We start from the raw sequence: 20,191 nt of genomic DNA, 5'->3' as shown, positions 1-20,191 counted from the left end.
GCTCAGGCTCCCTGAAGATTATTGTTGTGATGCGTGTGTTCCGGGATTTCCCGGCAGTCTATCAGCGGTTCGACTATCTGGCGGGTGCTGCCGTCGGTCAAACCTAAATCAGTCAAATGCGGACCGGCATTACAGGCGAGGCAGGTGCCTTCAATTGCCTTAAACACGCGGTACGGTGGTTCCCAGTCCGCAATCTCGGCGCTCAGATCGCGAAGCTGGCGGAACTGCCGGGCCAGTTCCGGAGCCGGTAAGTCGGAGAGCATTCCGGCAATCGGCATCGCCACGTGAGCGAGAATGTTGCCCCGCTGCGACAGCGCCATGCCGCCGCCGGATGCGATCAGTCGGTTTGCCGCCAGCGCCATATCGTCGGCATCGCGGCCCAGTACCACCAGGTTATGCGAGTCGTGTGAGTAGCTGGTGGCGATAGCGCCGCGCAGCTCCCCCCAGCCCTCTAACAGGGCGATTTGCGGCGTCGCCCGGTGGCGATCGTGGCGATGCTTAACCCAAATCAGGCTAAAGCCGTCTGGGAGTTGCACTTTGCCATCGCGAACCTGTACCTCAACTTCACCCCACTGGGTAAAACGCGCGCCGCGAATATGCCGCAGGCGGGCGACGCCGTGGCGAATATCGCCGACGCGGAGGACAAAATCGTCAGGGCTTAGCGGCGCAATCCGCAGCGTGTCGCGCGGCGGCGTTACGCCGCTCGCCGCCGGAACCGGCTGGAGCAGGGCGCCGTTTTGCGCAATCAGCTTACCGGCGACGTAGACTTGCCGCGCGTTAAGCTTTTCTAATGAATCGAAAGCGACCAGATCGGCGCGACGCCCGGCGGCAATTAGCCCCAGATCGTGACGCTGCAGACGGATCGCCGCGTTGAGGGTCGCGAAGCGCAAGACGTCGGTTACCGGCAGGCCCTGTTCAATCAGTAGATTGAGCAGGGCAATGATCCCACCTTTTTCCAGTAGCATATCCGGCGGGACATCATCGGTGCAGACGGTGATTTGCGAGGAGAGATGCGGCAGCGTTTTCAATGCGTTAACGATCTCTGGCAGCAGGTAAGGGTGCGAACCGCGAATTTCGATAGTCAGCCCGGCGCGCAGTTTTTCCAGTGCATCTTCCGCTGAGGTCAGTTCGTGATCGGACGTGACGCCGGCGGCAAGATAGGCCTGGAGATCCGCGCCGCTCAAACCGCGGGCGTGGCCTTCAATCAGCTTACCGCTGTCCAGACCGGCCTGAACGATCTCCTGCATCCGCTCGCTGCCGTGCAGTACGCCATGCATATCCATCACTTCCGCGACGCCGCGTACTTCCGGCCATGCCAGCATGGTTTGCATCTCCGCGCCAGCAAAATCGGCGCCAGACATCTCCAGCCCCGGCGTTGACGGCACGCTGGAGGGCGCGGCCACCATTACCTGCAAGGGGAGATGGCGACTGGCGGCGACGGCATAGCGCACACCGTCCACGCCCAGTACGTTGGCCAGTTCATGGGGATCCCAGAACACCGCCGTGGTGCCCTGGGCCAGGACGATTTCAGCATAACGTTCCGGCGGCAGGTGAGAGCTTTCAAGGTGGACATGAGTATCCATCAGCCCTGGCGACAAAAAACATCCCGCCAGGGAGCGATGTTCGCGGGCATCGGAACGGCTGCCGCGTGGATGTACGCTGGCGATGGTTTCACCGACGATGCCAACATCGGCCTCGCGGATTTCGCCGGTCGCCATATCGACAATCTGCGCGTCGGTCAATAAGAGATCGAACGGGGATTCGCCGCGAGCGGCCTGAACGGCGCGACGGCGGATTTCAGCACTGCTGGACATAACATCTCCGGCACAAGGATAATGCGGATACTCTAGGGGCAGTGCAAACGTTTGCCCAGATGAATAAATTTATCGCCCGATAACTTCGGGTTATTCTGCAGAATAATCGTTAGTGAAGACGAAGAATCCTATGACCGAACCCTGGCAGCGTCTGCCTGCGCTCTCCCTTAAGCAGATCCAGTATTTTGTGACCCTGGCTGAGCTACGCCATTTCACCGATACCGCTAATCGCCTGGCGATCAGCCAACCGGCGCTAAGCAGCGCGCTGCGGCAAATTGAGACGGTACTGGGCGGGAAGCTGGTCAATCGCACGGCTTCTGCGGTTACTTTGACCGATCTGGGGGCGGCGATTTTGCCGCATGCCCGGCGGGTATTGAGCGTGGCGCAACTGGCGTTTCAGGATATGCGGCAGATTGTCGAAGCGGGTGGCGACGGTACGGTACGTATTGGCCTGGTGCCCTCGGTTAGCTCGCTGCTGTTTCCGTTGTTGCCTCAGACGCTGGCGCAGGCTTTTCCGCGCCTTAGGGTGGAGTTTCACGATCAGACTAACGATGCTCTGTTTTGCGAGCTTTTGTCGGGGAAGATAGATTTTGCCGTAGGCGCCATTGATCGTTCGTTGCCGCCTGAACTGCAGGTTTATCCTCTGCGTGAAGATCCGTTCGTTGCGGTACTGCATCGTGACGATCCGCTGGCCGGGCAGCCGCATTTACCGTGGAAGCTGCTGGCGGGGCGCGATATTGCGGTATTCTCAAAAGGTAATATTCAGCGTCTGGTCGGGGCGCTGGTGGAGAGCCATCGGCTGACGTTAAATACCCGTTATCAGGTTGATTATATTGAAACGCTATATGGTCTGGTGCGCTCCCGGCTGGCGGTGGCGATTTTGCCTGAGCTCTATACCACCCACCTTCAGGACCCTGCGTTGAAGATTGCTCAGCTTCAGCAGCCAGCGCTGACGCGGACCGTGGCGCTTATGCGCGGGCCACAGCCCCTGCCGCCGTTAATTGAAGCGTGTTTTTGTTTACTGCAGAGTTCGCTGCGGGAAGTGGATTTGTAGAGGCATTCTGTAGAGGTATAGCTATCGCCGCTTGTTTTGGTGAAATACGAGAGAGGCAATGGAATACAGTATCGTGTCTTTTAAAATCAAAGCGTTATAGCTCTTTAATAAAATCACGTTGTTGCAAAAATGTCGGTAGAATGTTTTGTGTCGATAAATTTATTATAAAACAATAAGATATATTTAGTATGTTCCCCGCGCAAGCGGGGATAAACCGGGATTATCAGGCGAATGTCACGCCGTCGATCAATGTTCCCCGCGCAAGCGGGGATAAACCGTATCCCGGCCAGTCGGGCGCATCAGCAGCAGCATGTTCCCCGCGCAAGCGGGGATAAACCGAGTGCAAACAGCGCGAGGGTAGTCTTCCTGGCATGTTCCCCGCGCAAGCGGGGATAAACCGCTGCCTTGCTGACGCGTCTGGCTGGTCAGTATATGTTCCCCGCGCAAGCGGGGATAAACCGGGCATGTACGGCGATGTCGCCATTGTGGTTTAATGTTCCCCGCGCAAGCGGGGATAAACCGCGAGTTCACAGTCGGTGAGTGATTTGACCAGTATGTTCCCCGCGCAAGCGGGGATAAACCGTAACTCCTGCCAGTTAGCCGCACTCTTTAATTATGTTCCCCGCGCAAGCGGGGATAAACCGCGGCACTGGCATTGCGGCAATAGCCTCTTCAAATGTTCCCCGCGCAAGCGGGGATAAACCGTGAATAATAAGACTGGATTGATAAGCTGGCCAATGTTCCCCGCGCAAGCGGGGATAAACCGCGACGCGGTGCGATATGCGGTGGTCATTTGTGATGTTCCCCGCGCAAGCGGGGATAAACCGTAGCCGCGCTTGAGGCGGGTTGTACCGCCCCGATGTTCCCCGCGCAAGCGGGGATAAACCGCGCATCGACACAAGGGCTTTTGGCATTCTGCTATGTTCCCCGCGCAAGCGGGGATAAACCGGCTGAGTTGCGAGCAGGTGGTCTGGCGATAATATGTTCCCCGCGCAAGCGGGGATAAACCGCGTCACTGTGATGTCGTCGTAACCCTGCGTCAATGTTCCCCGCGCAAGCGGGGATAAACCGCAGGGAGTATAGTTTTATGCTCAGAAAAGTTCATGTTCCCCGCGCAAGCGGGGATAAACCGCGCAATGTGCTGACCGAGCTAATGAAGGCTCGTGGTCTGGCTACAGTCTTCCACACTGATCTGGATGCCCTGAACGCCGAACGGGTAAGGATTCAAACTGACGACCAGTAAGAGGCTGATGACAAACCTGTATCAAACATTGTGCTCGCGTTTCTACCGGATGGCGGCAAAAGCCTGACCTGTCTCATTGGCAACAGCGCTGCGCCGGTATGGTGGCCCGGACAGGCTCAGCGCCTCCGGGAAAGGATGCTAAGGCAGATGCTTGATCAGCACGTCGGTGGCCAGGTGATTAATGTATTCCATAGAGTGCGAGGAGAGCACGCCCAGCAGCCGGTTATGATGCCCGGCGATAATCAAATCGATATTTCGCTGGCGCACGCACTCTTCAACATCGGCAAAACGACGAGTGGTGACCAACGAGAGCGTCTGCACAGGGATAGAGACCGTCGCCGCCAGTTCGCTCAGCAAGGCTTTAGCCTGAATGACCTCCTGAGAAACGTCATCATCCAGCAGACTATCGGAGACATAATTCAGCGCCCGGTAGTCGGTACTGATATGAGCAATGGTAATACGCAGGGCGTTCTCTTCCGCCATTTTGGCGGCGTGCTGGAGCAACGGAACACCATCAAGGCTGTTGTTGATCAGCACCAGAGCATGGTGATAAACGGGCATAGCGACACCTCAAAGTAAGGTTGCACTTTTTATCATAGTGTATCCGTCGTGAGGGGAAAGCAAATCCAACAATGTGCTGTACCGCTAAATATTCTTACATTATTTCTCTTATCAGCAGTCGCTTGCGTTGTGTAGAGACATACCGTAACCTGCCTGCTGAGAACGTTTTATCTCTCAATGACTCGGGGTGCCCTTCCTTGTGAAGGCTGAGAAATACCCGTACCACCTGATCTGGATAATGCCAGCGTAGGGAAGTCAGAGACCGCAGGGTCGTCGCTTCTTCATCGCCTGGCGGGAGCAAACGATGCCTGACCTGCTAAACCCCGCGCAAATTGCCCGTCTGCGGCACCTTTTACGCAGCCATTCCCCCCTTATTCACTGCATGACGAATGACGTGGTGCAGACATTTACCGCCAACGTGCTTTTAGCGACAGGCGCTTCGCCCGCGATGGTTATCGACCCGGACGAAGCCAGCCAGTTTTCTGCGATTGCCGATGCGCTGCTGATTAATGTCGGCACCCTGACGGTAGAACGCGCCGCGGCGATGCGCGCGGCGGCGCACAGTGCGCGGCAGGCGGGAAAACCGTGGGTGCTGGATCCAGTAGCGGTTGGCGCACTAACGCTGCGCACTGAATTTTGTCGGCAACTGCTGGCGCTACAGCCTGCCGCGATACGCGGCAATGCTTCGGAAGTGTTGGCCCTTGCCGGAATGAGCGGCGGCGGGCGCGGCGTCGATACCACCGATAGCGCCGCTGCTGCGCTGCCCGCCGCCGAAGCGTTGGCTCGCCAGTTAAATACCGTGGTCGCGGTAACCGGCGAAGTCGATTACATCACCGATGGCCAGCGCACGCTGATGGTCTCCGGAGGCGATCCGCTGATGACCCGGGTGGTTGGTACCGGCTGCGCGCTGTCGGCAGTGGTTGCCGCCAGCACAGCGATGCCCGGCGACCGTCTGGAGAACGTCGCCGCGGCCTGCGGCCTGATGAAACTCGCCGGTGGAAAAGCGGCGCAGCAGGGTGGGCCTGGCAGCTTCACTCCCGCTTTTCTTGATGCGCTGTACGCGGAGGGCGGCCAATGAAACGAATCAATGCCTTAACGATCGCCGGCACCGACCCAAGCGGCGGCGCGGGGATCCAGGCGGATCTCAAAACCTTCTCAGCGTTGGGCGCTTATGGCTGCTCGGTCATTACCGCGCTGGTGGCGCAAAATACCCGCGGCGTGCAGTCGGTGTACCGCATTGAACCCGATTTTGTCGCCGCGCAGTTGGATTCGGTGTTTAGCGATGTACGAATCGACACCACCAAAATCGGTATGCTGGCGGAAGCCGATATTGTGGAAGCGGTGGCGGAGCGGCTGGCGCGTTATCAGATTAAAAATGTGGTGCTGGATACGGTGATGCTGGCGAAAAGCGGCGATCCGCTGCTCTCCGACAGCGCGGTGCAAACGCTGCGCCAGCGCCTGCTGCCGCAGGTGGCGCTGATCACCCCGAATCTGCCGGAAGCGGCGGCGCTGCTGGATGCGCCGCACGCGCGCAGTGAACAGGAGATGCTGGAGCAAGGGAGAGCCCTACTGGCATCAGGCTGCGGCGCGGTATTAATGAAGGGCGGCCATCTGGATGACGCCGAGAGCCCGGACTGGCTGTTTACCCGCGAAGGGGAGCAACGCTTTACCGCGCCAAGAGTACAGACCAAAAATACTCACGGCACGGGCTGTACATTATCGGCGGCGCTGGCGGCGCTACGTCCTCGTTATGACTCCTGGCAACAGACCGTGACGGAAGCGAAAAGCTGGCTCTCTGCGGCGCTGGCGCAGGCGGATTCACTGGAAGTGGGGCACGGGATTGGCCCGGTCCACCATTTCCACGCCTGGTGGTAAACGGCATGACAACGTGCCAGTGGGTAAGGCTGAAAAATTGCGCGCCCGGCTGGAAAATCTGCTGAGTTGGTACCAGGCTTACTCTGCCCATACCCGGCAGACTTCAGGCTGCATATGCGTTGGTTGTGTGACTCGGTTCATTCATCTTTCGCCCGCTTTTGGCTGGTCAGGTGCGTTTCTGACGACGCTGTCGTTCACTGGCCGCCGTCCTGCAACGTGAATGCTCCAGGGTCTAAACAATTGGGCGGGGAAAATGCTTGCCGGTTTCGACCGGCACTTACGGGAGATAGCTATGACTGATATTACGCAGTTGCTTGGCAAAGATGCCGACACACTCTTACAGCACCGTTGTATGACTATTCCAGCCGACCAGCTCTATTTACCGGGCGCGGACTACGTTGACCGGGTGATGATTGATAATAATCGCCCGCCGGCGGTGCTGCGTAATATGCAAACGCTGTATAACACCGGGCGTCTGGCGGGAAGCGGATATCTGTCCATCCTGCCGGTGGACCAGGGCGTAGAACACTCTGCCGGCGCCTCCTTTGCCGCCAACCCGCTGTACTTTGATCCGAAAAATATCGTTGAACTGGCGATTGAAGCCGGGTGTAACTGCGTGGCTTCCACCTATGGCGTGCTGGCCTCGGTGTCCCGCCGCTATGCGCACCGTATCCCTTTCCTGGTCAAACTGAACCATAACGAAACGCTAAGCTATCCGACGGAGTATGACCAGACGCTGTACGCCAGCGTCGAGCAGGCGTTCAATATGGGGGCCGTGGCGGTAGGGGCGACGATTTATTTCGGTTCTGAACAGTCTCGTCGCCAGATTGAGGAGATTTCCGCGGCCTTTGAACGGGCGCATGAACTTGGGCTGGTCACCGTACTCTGGGCTTATCTGCGTAACCCGGCGTTTAAGAAAGATGGCGTCGACTATCACGTTTCCGCTGACTTAACCGGTCAGGCTAACCATCTGGCGGCGACGATCGGCGCGGATATTGTGAAGCAGAAAATGGCGGAAAATAACGGCGGCTATAAAGCGGTGAATTTCGGCTATACCGATGACCGGGTTTACAGCAAATTAACCACCGACAACCCGATTGACCTGGTGCGTTATCAACTGGCGAACTGCTATATGGGCCGTGCCGGGCTGATTAACTCCGGCGGTGCGGCGGGTGGCGAGACCGACCTCTCCGATGCGGTGCGTACGGCGGTAATCAATAAGCGCGCGGGCGGGATGGGACTGATTCTGGGCCGCAAAGCGTTTAAAAAGTCGATGGCCGACGGCGTGAAATTGATTAATGCCGTGCAGGATGTCTATCTCGACAGCAAAGTCACCATTGCTTAACGCGGCGTAGCCCTGACAGATACCGGTGTCGGCGTCCTCTTGCGACGCGGTGTTGACTGACGCTATGGGGCGCCGGGAGCTATGGCTGGGGCCGCTGCCTGTGAGCGGCCACTGTTCCTTTCCGGTTGTTGGCGTCAGCGCGTCAGCAGCCAGCGGGCGGTGTGTTCATCGGTTACCAGACCGTTGATCCAGTCGCCTTTCAGCGCTGCCAGAATAGCCAGACGCTTATACTCCCCGCACGCCACCGCGATACGCGGGCACTGGTTCTGGCGAATATCGTAGCTGGTGATCATTCTGTTGATTTCGCTGTCAACCACGCTGCCTTCGGCATCAATAAAGCGCCCCATGATCTCGCCGATTCCGCCGTGCGCCGTTAGCTCATCCATCTGCGCCTGATTGATAAAGCCGTCTTTAAATATCGGGCTTTGGCTACCCAATGGCCCAATCCCCACAAAGATGACGTCCGCCTGCCGTGCGACGGCAGAAACGCTGCGGAAAAGCCGGCTGGTACACCACATATCATGCTCTTCCTGGGTTTGTGCGTAGCGTGGCGCGGGCCACTGATAGTACTTCGCCTTAATTTTACTGGTCAGCAGTAGCGGGACGTCATCGTAGTAGTTGCACTGACCGTCGGCATCCATGGCGCTGATTAGCGCCACGCAGCGGGTATTCAGGCTATCGAAATCGATGCGTTGCAGCGCTTTCTTCAGGGTCAGGCCAGAACCAAGGCCGATGATTTTCTCTTTGTCGTCCTGCAGATAGCGCGCCATCAGTTGATAGCAGCCAAACGACACGCTATCCAGGGTACTTTCTTCACTAAAGGCGGGGACGATATTGCACTCGATAAGCTGGTATTTTTCCTGCAACAACTGCGCATAATCGAGGCAGTTCGCCACGGGATGATGCAAGCTAATCGATACGATCCCTTCTTCTTTTGCAGCGGCGATCAGCCGCTGTACTACCGGTCGCGAGGTGCCAAGCTGGCTGGCGATCTCGCTCTGATTCTGCCCGGCGATGTAGTACATCCATGCGGCGCGGACCTTTTGATCCAGCCGGATATCATCTTCTTTACTCATGGTTTCCTGCCCCTAAGTGTCTGGCCACGGCAATAAATTCTCCTGGCAATAACCGCATTCTCGCCGTGGCTGGCATAACTGGCAAGCTTTCGCTCAATTTTGGTCATTTGAAATTTTATTGGTCAATTGCTCTTTTGTGATCTATAGCTCTTAAATAGGTCAAATGATCAATTACAGTGACGCCATCAACTCAAGGAGAGCAGAACATGAACAATCAATTCACATGGCTTCACATTGGTCTGGGTTCTTTTCACCGCGCTCATCAGGCGTGGTATCTGCACCGGCTGATTGCTTCCGGAGATAAACGCTGGCATATCGCGGCGGGAAATATTCGCAACGACGCCGAGCAGGTTGTTCAGGCACTGACTGCGCAGGATGGACGCTACGTGCTGGAGACCGTCAGCCCGGAAGGGGAACGCGAATATGAAGAAATCACTTCCATTCAAAAACTGCTGCCGTGGCAGGCCGGACTGCAGCCGCTGATTAACGAGGGGGCGAACCCGCAGACGAAAGTTATCGCCTTTACCGTGACGGAAGGGGGTTACTACCTGAATACCGGTTACAAACTGGAAACCAGCAACGCTGATTTAATGGCCGATCTGCAAGGGGGGTGTCAGACGATTTACGGCACCATCGCGCGGATTCTGGAAAAACGCATGGCGGACAACGCCGGGCCGCTCACCCTGCTGAACTGCGATAACGTGCGTCACAACGGTGAACGCTTCCACGACGGTATGGTTGAGTTCCTGCAGTTAACCGGCAAACAGGCGGTGATTGACTGGATGGCTGCCAACACCACCTGCCCGAATACCATGGTGGATCGCATTACTCCGCGCCCGGCGGCTGACCTGCCCGCACGCATCAAAGCGCAAACCGGGATTGATGACAAGGTGCCGGTGATGGGCGAAACCTTTATTCAGTGGGTGGTGGAAAACAACTTCCGCGCTGAGCGCCCGAATCTGGACGCGGTTGGCGTGGAGATGGTGGCGTCGGTGATCCCTTATGAAGAGGCGAAAATCCGTATTCTTAACGCGTCACACAGCTGTATCGCCTGGGCGGGAACGTTAATCGGCCAGCAATATATTCATGAAAGCACCTTAACTGATTTTATCTATGCCATTGCTGACCGCTACGTCACGGAAGATGTCATTCCGTGCCTCGGTGATAACGGCATCGATCTGCCAGCCTATCGCGATGTAGTGCTCAAGCGCTTTACCAACCCGTATATTCAGGATACCAACCAGCGCGTTGCCGCCGATGGTTTCTCGAAAATTCCGGCGATGATCACGCCAACCTTACAGGAGTGCTACCGCCGGGGCGTTCGTCCGGAAGCGACCGCCATGCTGCCCGCGCTGTTCTTTGTCTTTATGGAACAGTGGCATAAGGGAACGCTGCCGTATCAGTACCAGGATGGGATCCTCGACGAACAGGCGGTGCATGAAATGTTTGAAGCTCACGATCCGGTCGCGCTCTATGCCCGCGATAAAGCGCTGTTTGGCGAACTGGCCGGCAATAGCGATTTCCTGACGCTGATGCGCGAGAAGATCGCTTCCGTTTATATGCTGATTAACTAAGAGGTGGCTATGTATCTCGGTATCGATCTGGGCACATCGGAAGTCAAAGCGCTGGTCATTGATGAAAACAATGAGGTGATCGCCAGCCATAGCGCGCCATTGAGTATTCAACGGCCCCATCCGCACTGGTCAGAACAGTCGCCGCAAGCCTGGTGGGAGGCGACAGAGTACCTGATCACCACACTGCGGGAGAAATGCGCTCAGCACTGGCCGGCGATTAAGGCTATTGGCCTTTCCGGGCAGATGCACGGCGCGGTGCTGCTGGATGCCGATGGCGAGGTGATTCGCCCGGCAATTCTGTGGAACGACACCCGCTGCGCGCAGGAGTGTGCGGAACTGGAAGAGATAGCGCCGGAACTGCACCAGGTCGCGGGAAACCTGGCGATGCCGGGCTTTACCGCCCCGAAACTGCTGTGGGTACGTCGCCATGAGCCGCAAAATTTTAAACGTACTGCCACGGTTCTGCTGCCAAAAGATTATCTGCGCTACCGGATGACGGGGAAAAAAGTTTCCGATATGTCGGATGCTGCCGGCACGTTGTGGCTGGATGTGGCAAAACGCGACTGGTCTGATTCTCTGCTGAATAAATGCGGCCTGTCGCGTCGCCATATGCCGACGCTGGTGGAAGGTTGCGAGGTTTCCGCCACGCTTGATCCGCAGGTTGCCGGGCGCTGGGGGCTGAACGCTTCGGTCGTGGTGGCAGGAGGCGGCGGCGATAACGCGGTCAGCGCCATTGGCGTCGGGGCGGTCTCACCGGGGGATGCGTTTATTTCGCTTGGCACATCCGGGGTGCTGTTTGTGGTGACCGACGCTTACCGCCCGGCCCCGCAGTCGGCGGTTCATGCGTTTTGTCACGTGCTGCCGAATCTGTGGCATCAGATGAGCGTGATGCTCAGCGCCGCAAGCTGTCTGCAATGGTTCTGTCGCCTGACCAGTACGACAGAAATCGCGTTGCTGGAGGAGATTGCCGAGCTTAGCGAGGAACAGAAAGCCAGTGCGCCGTTCTTCTTACCTTATCTCTCCGGCGAACGCACGCCGCATAACGATCCCGAAGCGCGCGGCATGTTCTGGGGAATGAGCCACTCCAGCCAGCGCGCCCAGCTTGGCTACGCGGTGCTGGAGGGCGTGAGTTTCGGCATCAACGACGGTCTGCGGGTGCTGAAAGAGAGCGGTACGCAGATCGATCGCTGTTCGCTGGTTGGCGGTGGCGCCCGCAGTCCGTTCTGGGCGCAATTGCTGGCCGATATCCTCAATATACCGGTGGTGACCCACAAAGGCGGGGAGACCGGCGGCGCATTGGGCGCGGCGCGGCTGGCTTGTCTGGCAGCAGGCAAACCGCTCGCCAGCGTTTGCGAAAAACCGGAAGTCTGGCAGACCTGGTACGCAGACCCGGTTCGCCATCAAACCCTGATGCAGCGCTACGCACAGTTCAATGCGTTGTATGTCAACGACCTGAACTTTCGTCAGCATGCATTTTAATCACCTATCCTAAATAATCCGAATTGCAGCAAGGCGGCGCAGTGAATCGCCAGGCGCTGACATAAGTCAGTGACTGGCGTGAGCAAGGAAGGCAACGCAACTGCGGTTTGAATTATGGCGGGCAGAACAGCCCTCCGGTGAATTCACCGGAGCGGTTTCCTGTATCCTGAAAACGAGGTCATTATGTCCGTAAATAATAAACAATGGCTCGGTTTACCCCTGAATCTGTTCTGGGGATATGTCGCCATTGCCGTGTTTATGACCGGCGACGGTTTCGAACTGGCATTTCTGTCGCACTATATCAAAGAGCTCGGCTTCACCCCGGCAGAGGCTTCATTTGCGTTTACACTGTACGGACTGGCCGCCGCGCTGTCGGCGTGGATTTCCGGCGTTGTGGCGGAAATCATTACCCCGCTTAAGACCATGATGATTGGCTTCGTAATGTGGTGCGTGTTCCATGTGCTGTTTCTGGTGTTCGGGCTCGGCCATGCGAATTATGCGTTGATCCTGGTCTTTTACGGCATCCGCGGCTTCGCGTATCCGCTGTTCCTCTACTCGTTTATCGTGGCCATTATCCATAATGTGAAAAGTGATAATGCCAGTTCGGCGATCGGCTGGTTCTGGGCGGTTTACTCCATCGGCATCGGCGTGTTCGGCAGCTATATTCCGAGCTTTACCATTCCGCATATCGGCGAGTTAGGGACGTTGTGGCTGGCGCTGGCCTTCTGCGTGACTGGCGGCGTCATCGCATTGGCCTCTCTGCGCCATATCCAGACGCCGCGCCATATGCAGAATCTGACCACCCGTGAGAAGTTTTCCGAGCTGGGACGGGCGGCGACGCTGCTCTATACCAACCGTAATATTCTGCTGTCGAGCATGGTGAGGATTATTAACACTCTGTCGCTGTTCGGCTTTGCGGTCATCATGCCGATGATGTTTGTCGATGAACTGGGCTTTACCACGTCTGAATGGCTACAGGTATGGGCGGTCTTCTTCTTTACCACCATTTTTTCTAACGTCCTGTGGGGGATTTTGGGCGAGAAACTGGGCTGGATGAAAGTGGTGCGCTGGTTTGGCTGCATCGGTATGGCGCTCTCCAGCCTGGCGTTTTACTTCATTCCTCAGCATTTTGGTCATAGTTTTGCGATGGCCCTGATTCCCGCCATCGCGCTGGGGATCTTTGTCGCCGCGTTTGTTCCGCTGGCCGCCGTTTTCCCGGCGCTGGAGCCGCAGCACAAAGGGGCGGCGATTTCGGTTTACAACTTGTCTGCGGGGATGTCGAACTTTCTCGCGCCGGCTATTGCGGTGATATTGCTACCGTTCTTCAGCACCATCGGGGTGGTGATCGCCTATACCGTACTGTATGTGGTGGCCTTTTTCCTCTGCGCATTTATTCGCGTTGAGCAGCCGGGGTTTTGCCACAAGGAAACGTCCGCCAGTGAGCAGGTTGAATTCTCTTAATGGTGTCATGTTGTGCGGCTGGCAGGGTATTTATGCCAGCCTTATTGAGGTAGATGATGAGTATTAAAGCGGTTATTTTTGACATGGATGGCGTAATCATTGATTCCGAATATTTATGGCGACAGGCGCAAATCGAAACCCTTGCGAAGTGGGGGGCGATGGTGAGCGTCGATGAATGTGAAACCCTGACCAAAGGAAAACGCCTTGACGATATTGCCCGCATCTGGTGCCAGCACTGCCAGCTTGATGTTGCACCAGAGCGGATTGAAGAGGCTATACTGCTGCGTATCACCAATCTGATTGCCGCCGAAGGTGAACCGATGAACGGCGTGCGCGAGGCGTTACGCTATTTTCGCCAGCAGGGGTATCAAATTGCGCTCGCCACCTCATCGTCCCGGCAGGTTATCTCCGCAGTGCTGAATAAACTCGCTCTTTGGCGCTATTTTGACGTGGTTTCCAGCGCGGATGATGAAGTTCGCGGTAAGCCGCATCCGGCGGTCTATCTGACGACGCTGCGCAAGCTAAATCTCAGCGCCAGCCAGTGCCTGGTGATTGAAGATAGTTTTAACGGATTTTGCGCGGCGCGGGCGGCAGGTATTCCAACGATTATTATTGCCGGGGATTGCCTGGATGGCCGTTTTCAGGCCGCTGCTGGCCGCTATCAGGCTTTGCCTGAACTGCTGGATGCTCTCTCCGCTGAACCGGAAGCGGTCGGATAAATTCGTCATTTGTGGGTGCAGGAGATTTCGGGGTGTACACGGTCTGTTAATCCTTTTTCTGCGCCCACGCTCCTCTCGTTCATCTTGCCGATCGTCCTCGCGTTTCGCTCCCCTTTTGTGAAAACAATCACGTCCTGTTGTGCTAATGCCCAAATTTAATCTCCTGCTTAGCGGTAATTGTCCGAGGAACTGTTGCATAATTGTGCTTAGATTATAAATGAAACATGTTTTTAATAATTAAAAACCGCCTTGCTGATTTTTTCTGTGAATCGGATTAGGCTGTGATAAGGACTGAGCATGAAAATTGAATCTGTAAATGTCACCATTTTCCAGTATCCCACTCGTCGGGTTTCCGACAGTGCCGGGCACTCCCATCCGGGGGCTGAAGGGATGGCGAAAATGGCGATGCTGACCATCACCGCCGATGACGGCGCCCAGGGCTATTCGTTCGCGCCGCCGGAAGTGGTACGCCCGTATGTGGTGAATACTTTTTTCCGTAAAGTGCTGGTGGGGCAGGACCCGTTTAATCGCGAGCGCATCTGGCAGGATCTTAACCACTGGCAGCGCGGCAGCGCTCATCAACTGACCGAGCGCGCGCTGTCGTTTGTCGAGCAGGCGCTGTGGGATCTGATTGGCCGCAAGCTTAACCTGCCGGTTTACAAACTGCTCGGCGGCTACCGTGACACGGTTCCGGCCTACGGCAGCACGATGTGCGGGGATGATTTACCGGGTGGTCTGTCGACCCCGGAAGAGTATGCGGCCTTCGCTGAAAAGCTGGTCGCCCGCGGTTATAAGGCCATCAAGCTGCACACCTGGATGCCGCCGATCGCCTTTGCGCCGGATCCGAAAATGGATATCAAAGCCTGCGCGGCGGTGCGTGAAGCGGTGGGACCGGATATCGCGTTGATGATTGACGGCTATCACTGGTACAGCCGCGCTGACGCGTTGTGGATTGGTAAGGCGCTGGAAAAGCTGAATTTCGCGTGGTTTGAAGAGCCGATGGCAGAGGATTCGATGTCTTCCTACGCCTGGCTGGCGGAAAACCTGTCGATTCCTGTCGTCGGGCCGGAGAGCTTCGGCGGTAAGCACCATATGCGCGCCGAATGGGTGAAAGCCGGGGCCTGCGACATTCTGCGCGCGGGGGCCAACGGCGTCGGCGGGATCGCGCCGACCATGAAGGTGGCGGCGCTGGCGGAGTCGTTCGGCATGGACTGTGAAGTCCACGGCAATGGGGCGGCAAGCCTGGCGGTGGTCGGCGCGATCCGCAACTGCCGCTGGTACGAGCGTGGCCTGCTGCATCCGTTCCTTGATTACGATGAGCCCGCCGCGTACCTCAACAGCATTGTCGACCCGATGGATGACCAGGGATTGGTGCATTTGTCACAACGTCCGGGCCTCGGCGAAGACATTAATTTTAGCTATATCGAAGCCAATACCGTTAGCCACGACTGATTAAATATCACCTGCTCGCTAATCCTTGCGCAATTTACAGTCAGCCAGGCGAGCCATGCCCCGGTAAATCACCGTTCTGATACGCTTTACCGGGCTATTTACTCGTGGGGGAGAACTGGCAGAGACCACGCAGATGCTGGTCACTGCCAGCCGGCAATATACGCGAGAAATGGCGCGAGAGGTGGCCACGTACTCGTTCATGTGGCGCATTGTCTGTTGCGAAATGCGCCATTTTTAGATAAAGAATTCCTATAAAGTGTATTTATAGTTATATATATCGTATAATAGTGTAAAAGTGGTGTTTAGGTCTAAAACGAGAGTATATTCTTATTATATTGTTATTTGTGGAATCATAATTCATTTTTATTGGTTTTTCTGGAATGGATATCCAGTTTTTTCCTCGGTTCTGACATGTTTTGTGTTGTAAATGCACTTAAACTTTGCTTGTAATAGCGAAAACCTGCATAAGGCATCTCCAGTTCCTCACCGTAATAGAGTAAAATCGCTTACGAATAATCCTAAAGCGTTTCTGCGTATTAAGAATTATCTCATTTGCACTCTGGCATTATGCCGCCTTCATCCAAACGATTACTATTCTCAGGGAACAGGATGGAAAAAACATATACGATTAATGGAAGAATTGCTTTTATTCCTCAGAGAAGCACTCTAATACTTATTCCAGATAATTCGAAGCGTGTTTTATTGAATATCCCGGCCTGCCGTTGTTTATTGTTGCTAATTCAACAAGATGGCGAAATAGTCGCGCGTGACGCTTTTTTTCAGGAAGTGTGGATAAAGCATGGCTTGCAGGTAACCAACAACTGTTTTTACCAGAATATTTCTTTACTCCGTCGTGCTTTTAAGCAACTGGGCGTCGGGCAAGAGATAATTGTGACGGTACCCAGAGTCGGCGTCAGGCTGGATGCGCAGCTGGCGGTTATTGAATCCCCGTCGGACACACAGGAAACGGTACCGCTTATCCCGGTGGCTACTGCGGAGGTTGCGACGGCAAGTCCCCCGGAAAAAAAGCGGTTGAGGCCGCAATTCCCTCTCATATGGGCGGTTGCGGCGTTGCTAAGTTGCCTGATAATGGGGTTTATTGCCTGGCAAACCGAATTCGATTCTTATCTGCAACGGTATTTACCGGTTAATGTGAAAACGTCACAACAATGTTATTTTTTTGCCAATAATGATGTTGTCGATCATTATCCACATGAGAAATTTAGCGATCTTAACCATTTTGAATGTAAAACCTATCCGTGGATTTATTTAACCCTGTATCCGGGGCAGGCCCGCGTTTCGGTGATAAGCTGCCGTCAGCCATTTAGTCCATGGCGTGATAATCAATGCCTCACCAGTTATTATATTAAGTAGGTACAGAATGCGCTTGCATAGCATTAAATGGTTAATGGCTATCATTTTTATCAGTTTGTTAACCGCTTTAGTAATAAAATCCTGGCAATATTGGCAGCAAAATCATTTCCAGTGCAGCGGGGAAATGCGATTATTTAACACAGATTTCCAGGGGGATGTGTCAGTACGTTACATATTTGATAGTAACCGCGGGTTGGTGATTGTGCGAGGGGAAATTACGCCCCTGGAGGGACGTCCATTTACTATCAATCAGAGCGTCTGGTTTAGCTTTACCCGTGACGGTGAGCACTATTTCATGCGTTCGGAAAATATCTCCGCGGGCACAGGCAAGGCGGAAGAGGAGGTGCAGGGGCAGATAAAACGTATCCTGCCGCCTTTTTTCCTCAAGCCGCAGGTACCGTTTTACCTTAATATCCAACGGATAAATGAACGAACCCGATTGTTTTACACCAGCCGGGCGCCAGTACTGTTTTGCGAGACCTGAAGCCGGTTATGTCCCGTCGCCGGTCGGGGTGACGTCGTCGCGTTCATAACCCGTCATCAAGTCAGAGGGCGCAGGGCATATTGTGCCTGTCCGGCTGCACGGCTCGCGCCTTGATGTGCAGCCCACGGCACTGACGCACTTTTGCGGGAGACGGCCTAACGTAACAGTGCGCAATCTGGCGGCAGCCTGCAGCGCAGTGCGGCCGGTAAGAGTTCCATACGGAAGTGTTTTCCCGTTAGCGGCTCGCCATCAAGGTTAAACGTCATTTCGTGCGGGGCGGTTATCTCAAACCATGAGGAGACGCCGTCAATCAGATTCGGGGAGTTATCCGGGTTGGCAAGGGTGTTGAATAGCGCGGGAATCAGCTCTTCACCGGTAAAAATACGCAGATGCAGCAGACCATCGTTGATTAACGCCTCCGGACATAACGGCTGACCCCCTCCGGCCTGGCGACCGTTGCCGATACCGATGACCAGCGCATCGCCCTGCCAGTGAAAATTTTCGCCGCGGATTTCACAGCGATCCGGCTTCAGGGTATCCATTCGCATCAGACCGTGAATCAAATACGAGACACCGCCAAGCGCGGCCTTTAATTTTTCCGGGGTTTCAGTGGTAATTCGCGTGCCGAAACCGCCGGTGGCCATATTGATAAAACCGGTCTTGCCATTAACTCGCGCAATATCAATCGCCACATCGCGGCCAACGATAGCCAGTTTTAACGCGCTGGCGAGATCCTGCGGGATACCGACGCTGGTGGCGAAGTCATTCGCCGTGCCCAGCGGCAAAATCCCCAGCGCCATTTCGCTGCCGCGCGCGACCAGCGCGGTGGCAACCTCGTTGATCGTACCGTCGCCACCGCCGGCAATTACCGTTTCGACCTTCAGCGTCAGGGCTTCATCGACAAACCGCGCCGCATCGCCTTTTTCCCAGGTGACGCGGACGTGGATATCGACACCTGCATCGCGTAACAGTGCGACCGCTTCGCGTAGCTGCGGTTCATTGGCGCCTTTGCCGTTCAGAATCAGTAAGCTGGCTGGAAACGTAGACATTATCGGGGGAACCTTTATTGCACAGAGATGCATAAAGTGTACCGCATGAACAACGTGAAGACCTGAATGATGATAAAAAATAAGCCCGCGTAAGGGAGATTACGCAGGCTAAGGAGGTGGTTCCTGGTACAGCTAGCATTTATGGGTTATGTTTTTCAGCGAAATGGATAATATCTTTTTTGACGGAAAGGGTATGTGATCCGTTTCTAATATCCTCACATTGAGAAAAATAACCTAAATTAACGAGTTACTGTGCGGGTTTCTGGTTGTCTGACCAGAAAAATTGCGCATCAGTAACGCGTACTGTAGCGTCATATCCTGCGGAACAGGCAGCCATACGGTGTGGCCATCGCCCGGCGCGACCGGCGTCATTTCGCCTTTACCGTTTTCCATATGTTCGAGGGTAAAGTTGACGTTGCCTTGCGGCGTCATCAGTTCAAGACTGTCGCCGAGGGAGAATTTGTTCCTCACCGCAACCGCCGCCAGGTCCCCACGGCGCTCGCCGGTGAATTCGCCGACAAACTGCTGGCGCCCGGAAACGGAGTAGCCGTACTCGTAATTCTGGTAATCGTCATGGGTATGGCGGCGCAGAAAACCTTCGGTGTAGCCGCGATGAGCCAGGCCTTCCAGCGTTTCCAGCAGGCTGGTATCGAAAGGTTTGCCTGCGGCTGCGTCGTCAATGGCTTTGCGGTAGACCTGAGCGGTACGCGCGCAGTAGTAGTAGGATTTGGTACGACCTTCGATTTTCAGCGAATGGACGCCCATTTGAGTCAGGCGCTCAACGTGCGCAACCGCGCGCAGATCTTTTGAGTTCATGATGTAGGTGCCGTGTTCGTCTTCAAACGCGGTCATGTATTCGCCCGGACGTTTGGCTTCTTCAATCATAAATACCTGGTCGGTCGGCGCGCCGATACCCAGCGTCGGCTCGACGTTCTGTACCGGAATCGGCTCGTATTTATGCACGATGTTGCCGACGTCGTCTTCTTTGCCTTCCTGAACGTTATATTCCCAGCGGCAGGCGTTAGTGCAGGTCCCCTGATTCGGGTCACGCTTATTGATGTAGCCGGAGAGCAGGCAGCGACCGGAATAGGCCATGCACAGCGCGCCGTGAACGAAAATTTCAATTTCCATATCCGGCACCTGGCTGCGAATTTCGGCGATTTCATCCAGCGACAGTTCACGCGACAGAATGACCCGGCTCAACCCCATTTGCTGCCAGAACTTGACCGTCGCCCAGTTAACGGCATTGGCCTGCACCGAAAGATGAATCGGCATCGCCGGGAAATTTTCCCGTACCAGCATGATTAACCCCGGATCGGACATAATCAGCGCATCCGGCCCCATTTCCACCACCGGCTTCAGGTCACGAATAAAGGTTTTCAGCTTGGCGTTATGCGGCGCGATGTTGACTACCACATAGAATTTTTTACCCAACGCGTGGGCTTCATTGATACCGAGCTGAAGATTTTCATGGTTGAATTCGTTATTGCGCACGCGCAGGGAGTAACGCGGCTGGCCCGCGTAGACGGCATCGGCGCCGTAAGCGAAAGCGTAACGCATATTTTTCAGCGTTCCCGCCGGGGAAAGGAGTTCCGGTTTAAACATGATTTTCTCGTTCTGATGACAGGTCA

At 55.5% G+C, this 20,191-nt stretch carries 17 protein-coding genes, 1 pseudogene and 1 riboswitch; of the genes and pseudogenes, 13 read left to right on the top strand and 5 right to left on the bottom strand.

Annotation, left to right across the window (positions count from 1 at the left end; translation table 11 throughout):
* Positions 1-2: 2 nt before the first annotated feature.
* Positions 3-1,814: an adenine deaminase gene (locus FN037_RS11245; RefSeq protein ID WP_142502257.1), complete on the bottom strand. Its 1,812-nt coding sequence runs from the start codon at positions 1,812-1,814 to the stop codon at positions 3-5.
* A 130-nt stretch (positions 1,815-1,944) separates the two neighbouring features.
* On the opposite strand from FN037_RS11245, the gene FN037_RS11240 reads away from it, so the two are divergent.
* The gene (locus FN037_RS11240; protein WP_138359956.1) at positions 1,945-2,868 is read left to right on the top strand and encodes a LysR family transcriptional regulator; all 924 of its coding nucleotides are present in this window, start codon (positions 1,945-1,947) and stop codon (positions 2,866-2,868) included.
* Positions 2,869-3,955: 1,087 nt separating this feature from the next.
* Positions 3,956-4,111: a hypothetical protein gene (locus tag FN037_RS24775; RefSeq protein ID WP_409513733.1), complete on the top strand. Its 156-nt coding sequence runs from the start codon at positions 3,956-3,958 to the stop codon at positions 4,109-4,111.
* 138 nt (positions 4,112-4,249) lie between these two features.
* Here the strand turns inward: FN037_RS24775 and FN037_RS11235 are convergent, their stop codons facing one another.
* Positions 4,250-4,672, bottom strand: a complete 423-nt coding sequence (locus FN037_RS11235; RefSeq protein ID WP_138359955.1) for a universal stress protein — start codon at positions 4,670-4,672, stop codon at positions 4,250-4,252.
* 173 nt (positions 4,673-4,845) lie between these two features.
* A riboswitch (TPP riboswitch) is annotated at positions 4,846-4,942 on the top strand.
* Positions 4,943-4,976: 34 nt separating this feature from the next.
* Here FN037_RS11235 and thiM point away from each other — a divergent pair.
* The 3 genes from thiM (at position 4,977) to fbaB (ending at position 7,892) form a co-directional block, all read left to right on the top strand.
* Positions 4,977-5,750 carry a hydroxyethylthiazole kinase gene (gene thiM, locus FN037_RS11230; RefSeq protein WP_138359954.1) on the top strand — a complete coding sequence of 258 codons (774 nt, stop codon included), beginning with the start codon at positions 4,977-4,979 and terminating at the stop codon, positions 5,748-5,750.
* The gene (gene thiD, locus FN037_RS11225; protein ID WP_142502256.1) at positions 5,747-6,547 is read left to right on the top strand and encodes a bifunctional hydroxymethylpyrimidine kinase/phosphomethylpyrimidine kinase; all 801 of its coding nucleotides are present in this window, start codon (positions 5,747-5,749) and stop codon (positions 6,545-6,547) included. Before thiM ends, thiD begins: the two co-directional genes overlap by 4 nt.
* Positions 6,548-6,839: 292 nt before the next feature.
* Positions 6,840-7,892 carry a class I fructose-bisphosphate aldolase gene (gene fbaB / locus FN037_RS11220; protein WP_138359952.1) on the top strand — a complete coding sequence of 351 codons (1,053 nt, stop codon included), beginning with the start codon at positions 6,840-6,842 and terminating at the stop codon, positions 7,890-7,892.
* A 134-nt stretch (positions 7,893-8,026) separates the two neighbouring features.
* On the opposite strand, the gene FN037_RS11215 is transcribed toward fbaB, so the two are convergent.
* Positions 8,027-8,968, bottom strand: a complete 942-nt coding sequence (locus tag FN037_RS11215) for a sugar-binding transcriptional regulator (protein ID WP_138359951.1) — start codon at positions 8,966-8,968, stop codon at positions 8,027-8,029.
* Between the two features lie 206 nt (positions 8,969-9,174).
* Here FN037_RS11215 and dalD point away from each other — a divergent pair, with 206 nt between their 5' ends.
* From dalD to FN037_RS11180, 8 genes and pseudogenes are all read left to right on the top strand, one after another.
* Positions 9,175-10,542 carry a D-arabinitol 4-dehydrogenase gene (gene dalD, locus FN037_RS11210; RefSeq protein WP_142502255.1) on the top strand — a complete coding sequence of 456 codons (1,368 nt, stop codon included), beginning with the start codon at positions 9,175-9,177 and terminating at the stop codon, positions 10,540-10,542.
* A gap of 9 nt (positions 10,543-10,551) precedes the next feature.
* Positions 10,552-12,021, top strand: coding sequence for a xylulokinase (xylB, locus tag FN037_RS11205; protein ID WP_138359949.1), 1,470 nt, complete (start codon positions 10,552-10,554; stop codon positions 12,019-12,021).
* A gap of 183 nt (positions 12,022-12,204) precedes the next feature.
* Positions 12,205-13,482, top strand: a complete 1,278-nt coding sequence (gene dalT, locus FN037_RS11200) for a D-arabinitol transporter (RefSeq protein WP_138359948.1) — start codon at positions 12,205-12,207, stop codon at positions 13,480-13,482.
* 56 nt (positions 13,483-13,538) lie between these two features.
* Positions 13,539-14,201, top strand: coding sequence for an HAD family hydrolase (locus tag FN037_RS11195; protein WP_142502431.1), 663 nt, complete (start codon positions 13,539-13,541; stop codon positions 14,199-14,201).
* A 297-nt stretch (positions 14,202-14,498) separates the two neighbouring features.
* Positions 14,499-15,653 (top strand): mandelate racemase family protein, encoded by a 1,155-nt coding sequence (locus tag FN037_RS11190; protein ID WP_138359947.1) that lies wholly within the window; start codon positions 14,499-14,501, stop codon positions 15,651-15,653.
* Positions 15,654-15,780: 127 nt separating this feature from the next.
* Positions 15,781-15,891 (top strand): annotated as a pseudogene (locus FN037_RS24600) (hypothetical protein); the annotation flags it as partial.
* Positions 15,892-16,262: 371 nt separating this feature from the next.
* Positions 16,263-17,027, top strand: a complete 765-nt coding sequence (locus FN037_RS11185) for a transcriptional regulator (RefSeq protein WP_142502254.1) — start codon at positions 16,263-16,265, stop codon at positions 17,025-17,027.
* 157 nt (positions 17,028-17,184) lie between these two features.
* On the top strand, positions 17,185-17,511 hold the full coding sequence (locus FN037_RS11180; protein ID WP_241675612.1) for a hypothetical protein: 327 nt from the start codon (positions 17,185-17,187) through the stop codon (positions 17,509-17,511).
* A 155-nt stretch (positions 17,512-17,666) separates the two neighbouring features.
* Here FN037_RS11180 and yegS read toward each other — a convergent pair whose 3' ends face one another.
* The gene (yegS, locus tag FN037_RS11175) at positions 17,667-18,560 is read right to left on the bottom strand and encodes a lipid kinase YegS (RefSeq protein WP_142502253.1); all 894 of its coding nucleotides are present in this window, start codon (positions 18,558-18,560) and stop codon (positions 17,667-17,669) included.
* A 234-nt stretch (positions 18,561-18,794) separates the two neighbouring features.
* Positions 18,795-20,165, bottom strand: a complete 1,371-nt coding sequence (yegQ, locus tag FN037_RS11170) for a tRNA 5-hydroxyuridine modification protein YegQ (RefSeq protein WP_138359943.1) — start codon at positions 20,163-20,165, stop codon at positions 18,795-18,797.
* Positions 20,166-20,191 lie beyond the last annotated feature (26 nt).

The organism is Klebsiella sp. 2680 (genome assembly GCF_900198535.1).
GTDB lineage: Bacteria > Pseudomonadota > Gammaproteobacteria > Enterobacterales > Enterobacteriaceae > Klebsiella > Klebsiella indica.
Note: the sequence above shows the minus strand (reverse complement) of the source record. Positions and strands in the feature narration are given on the sequence as shown.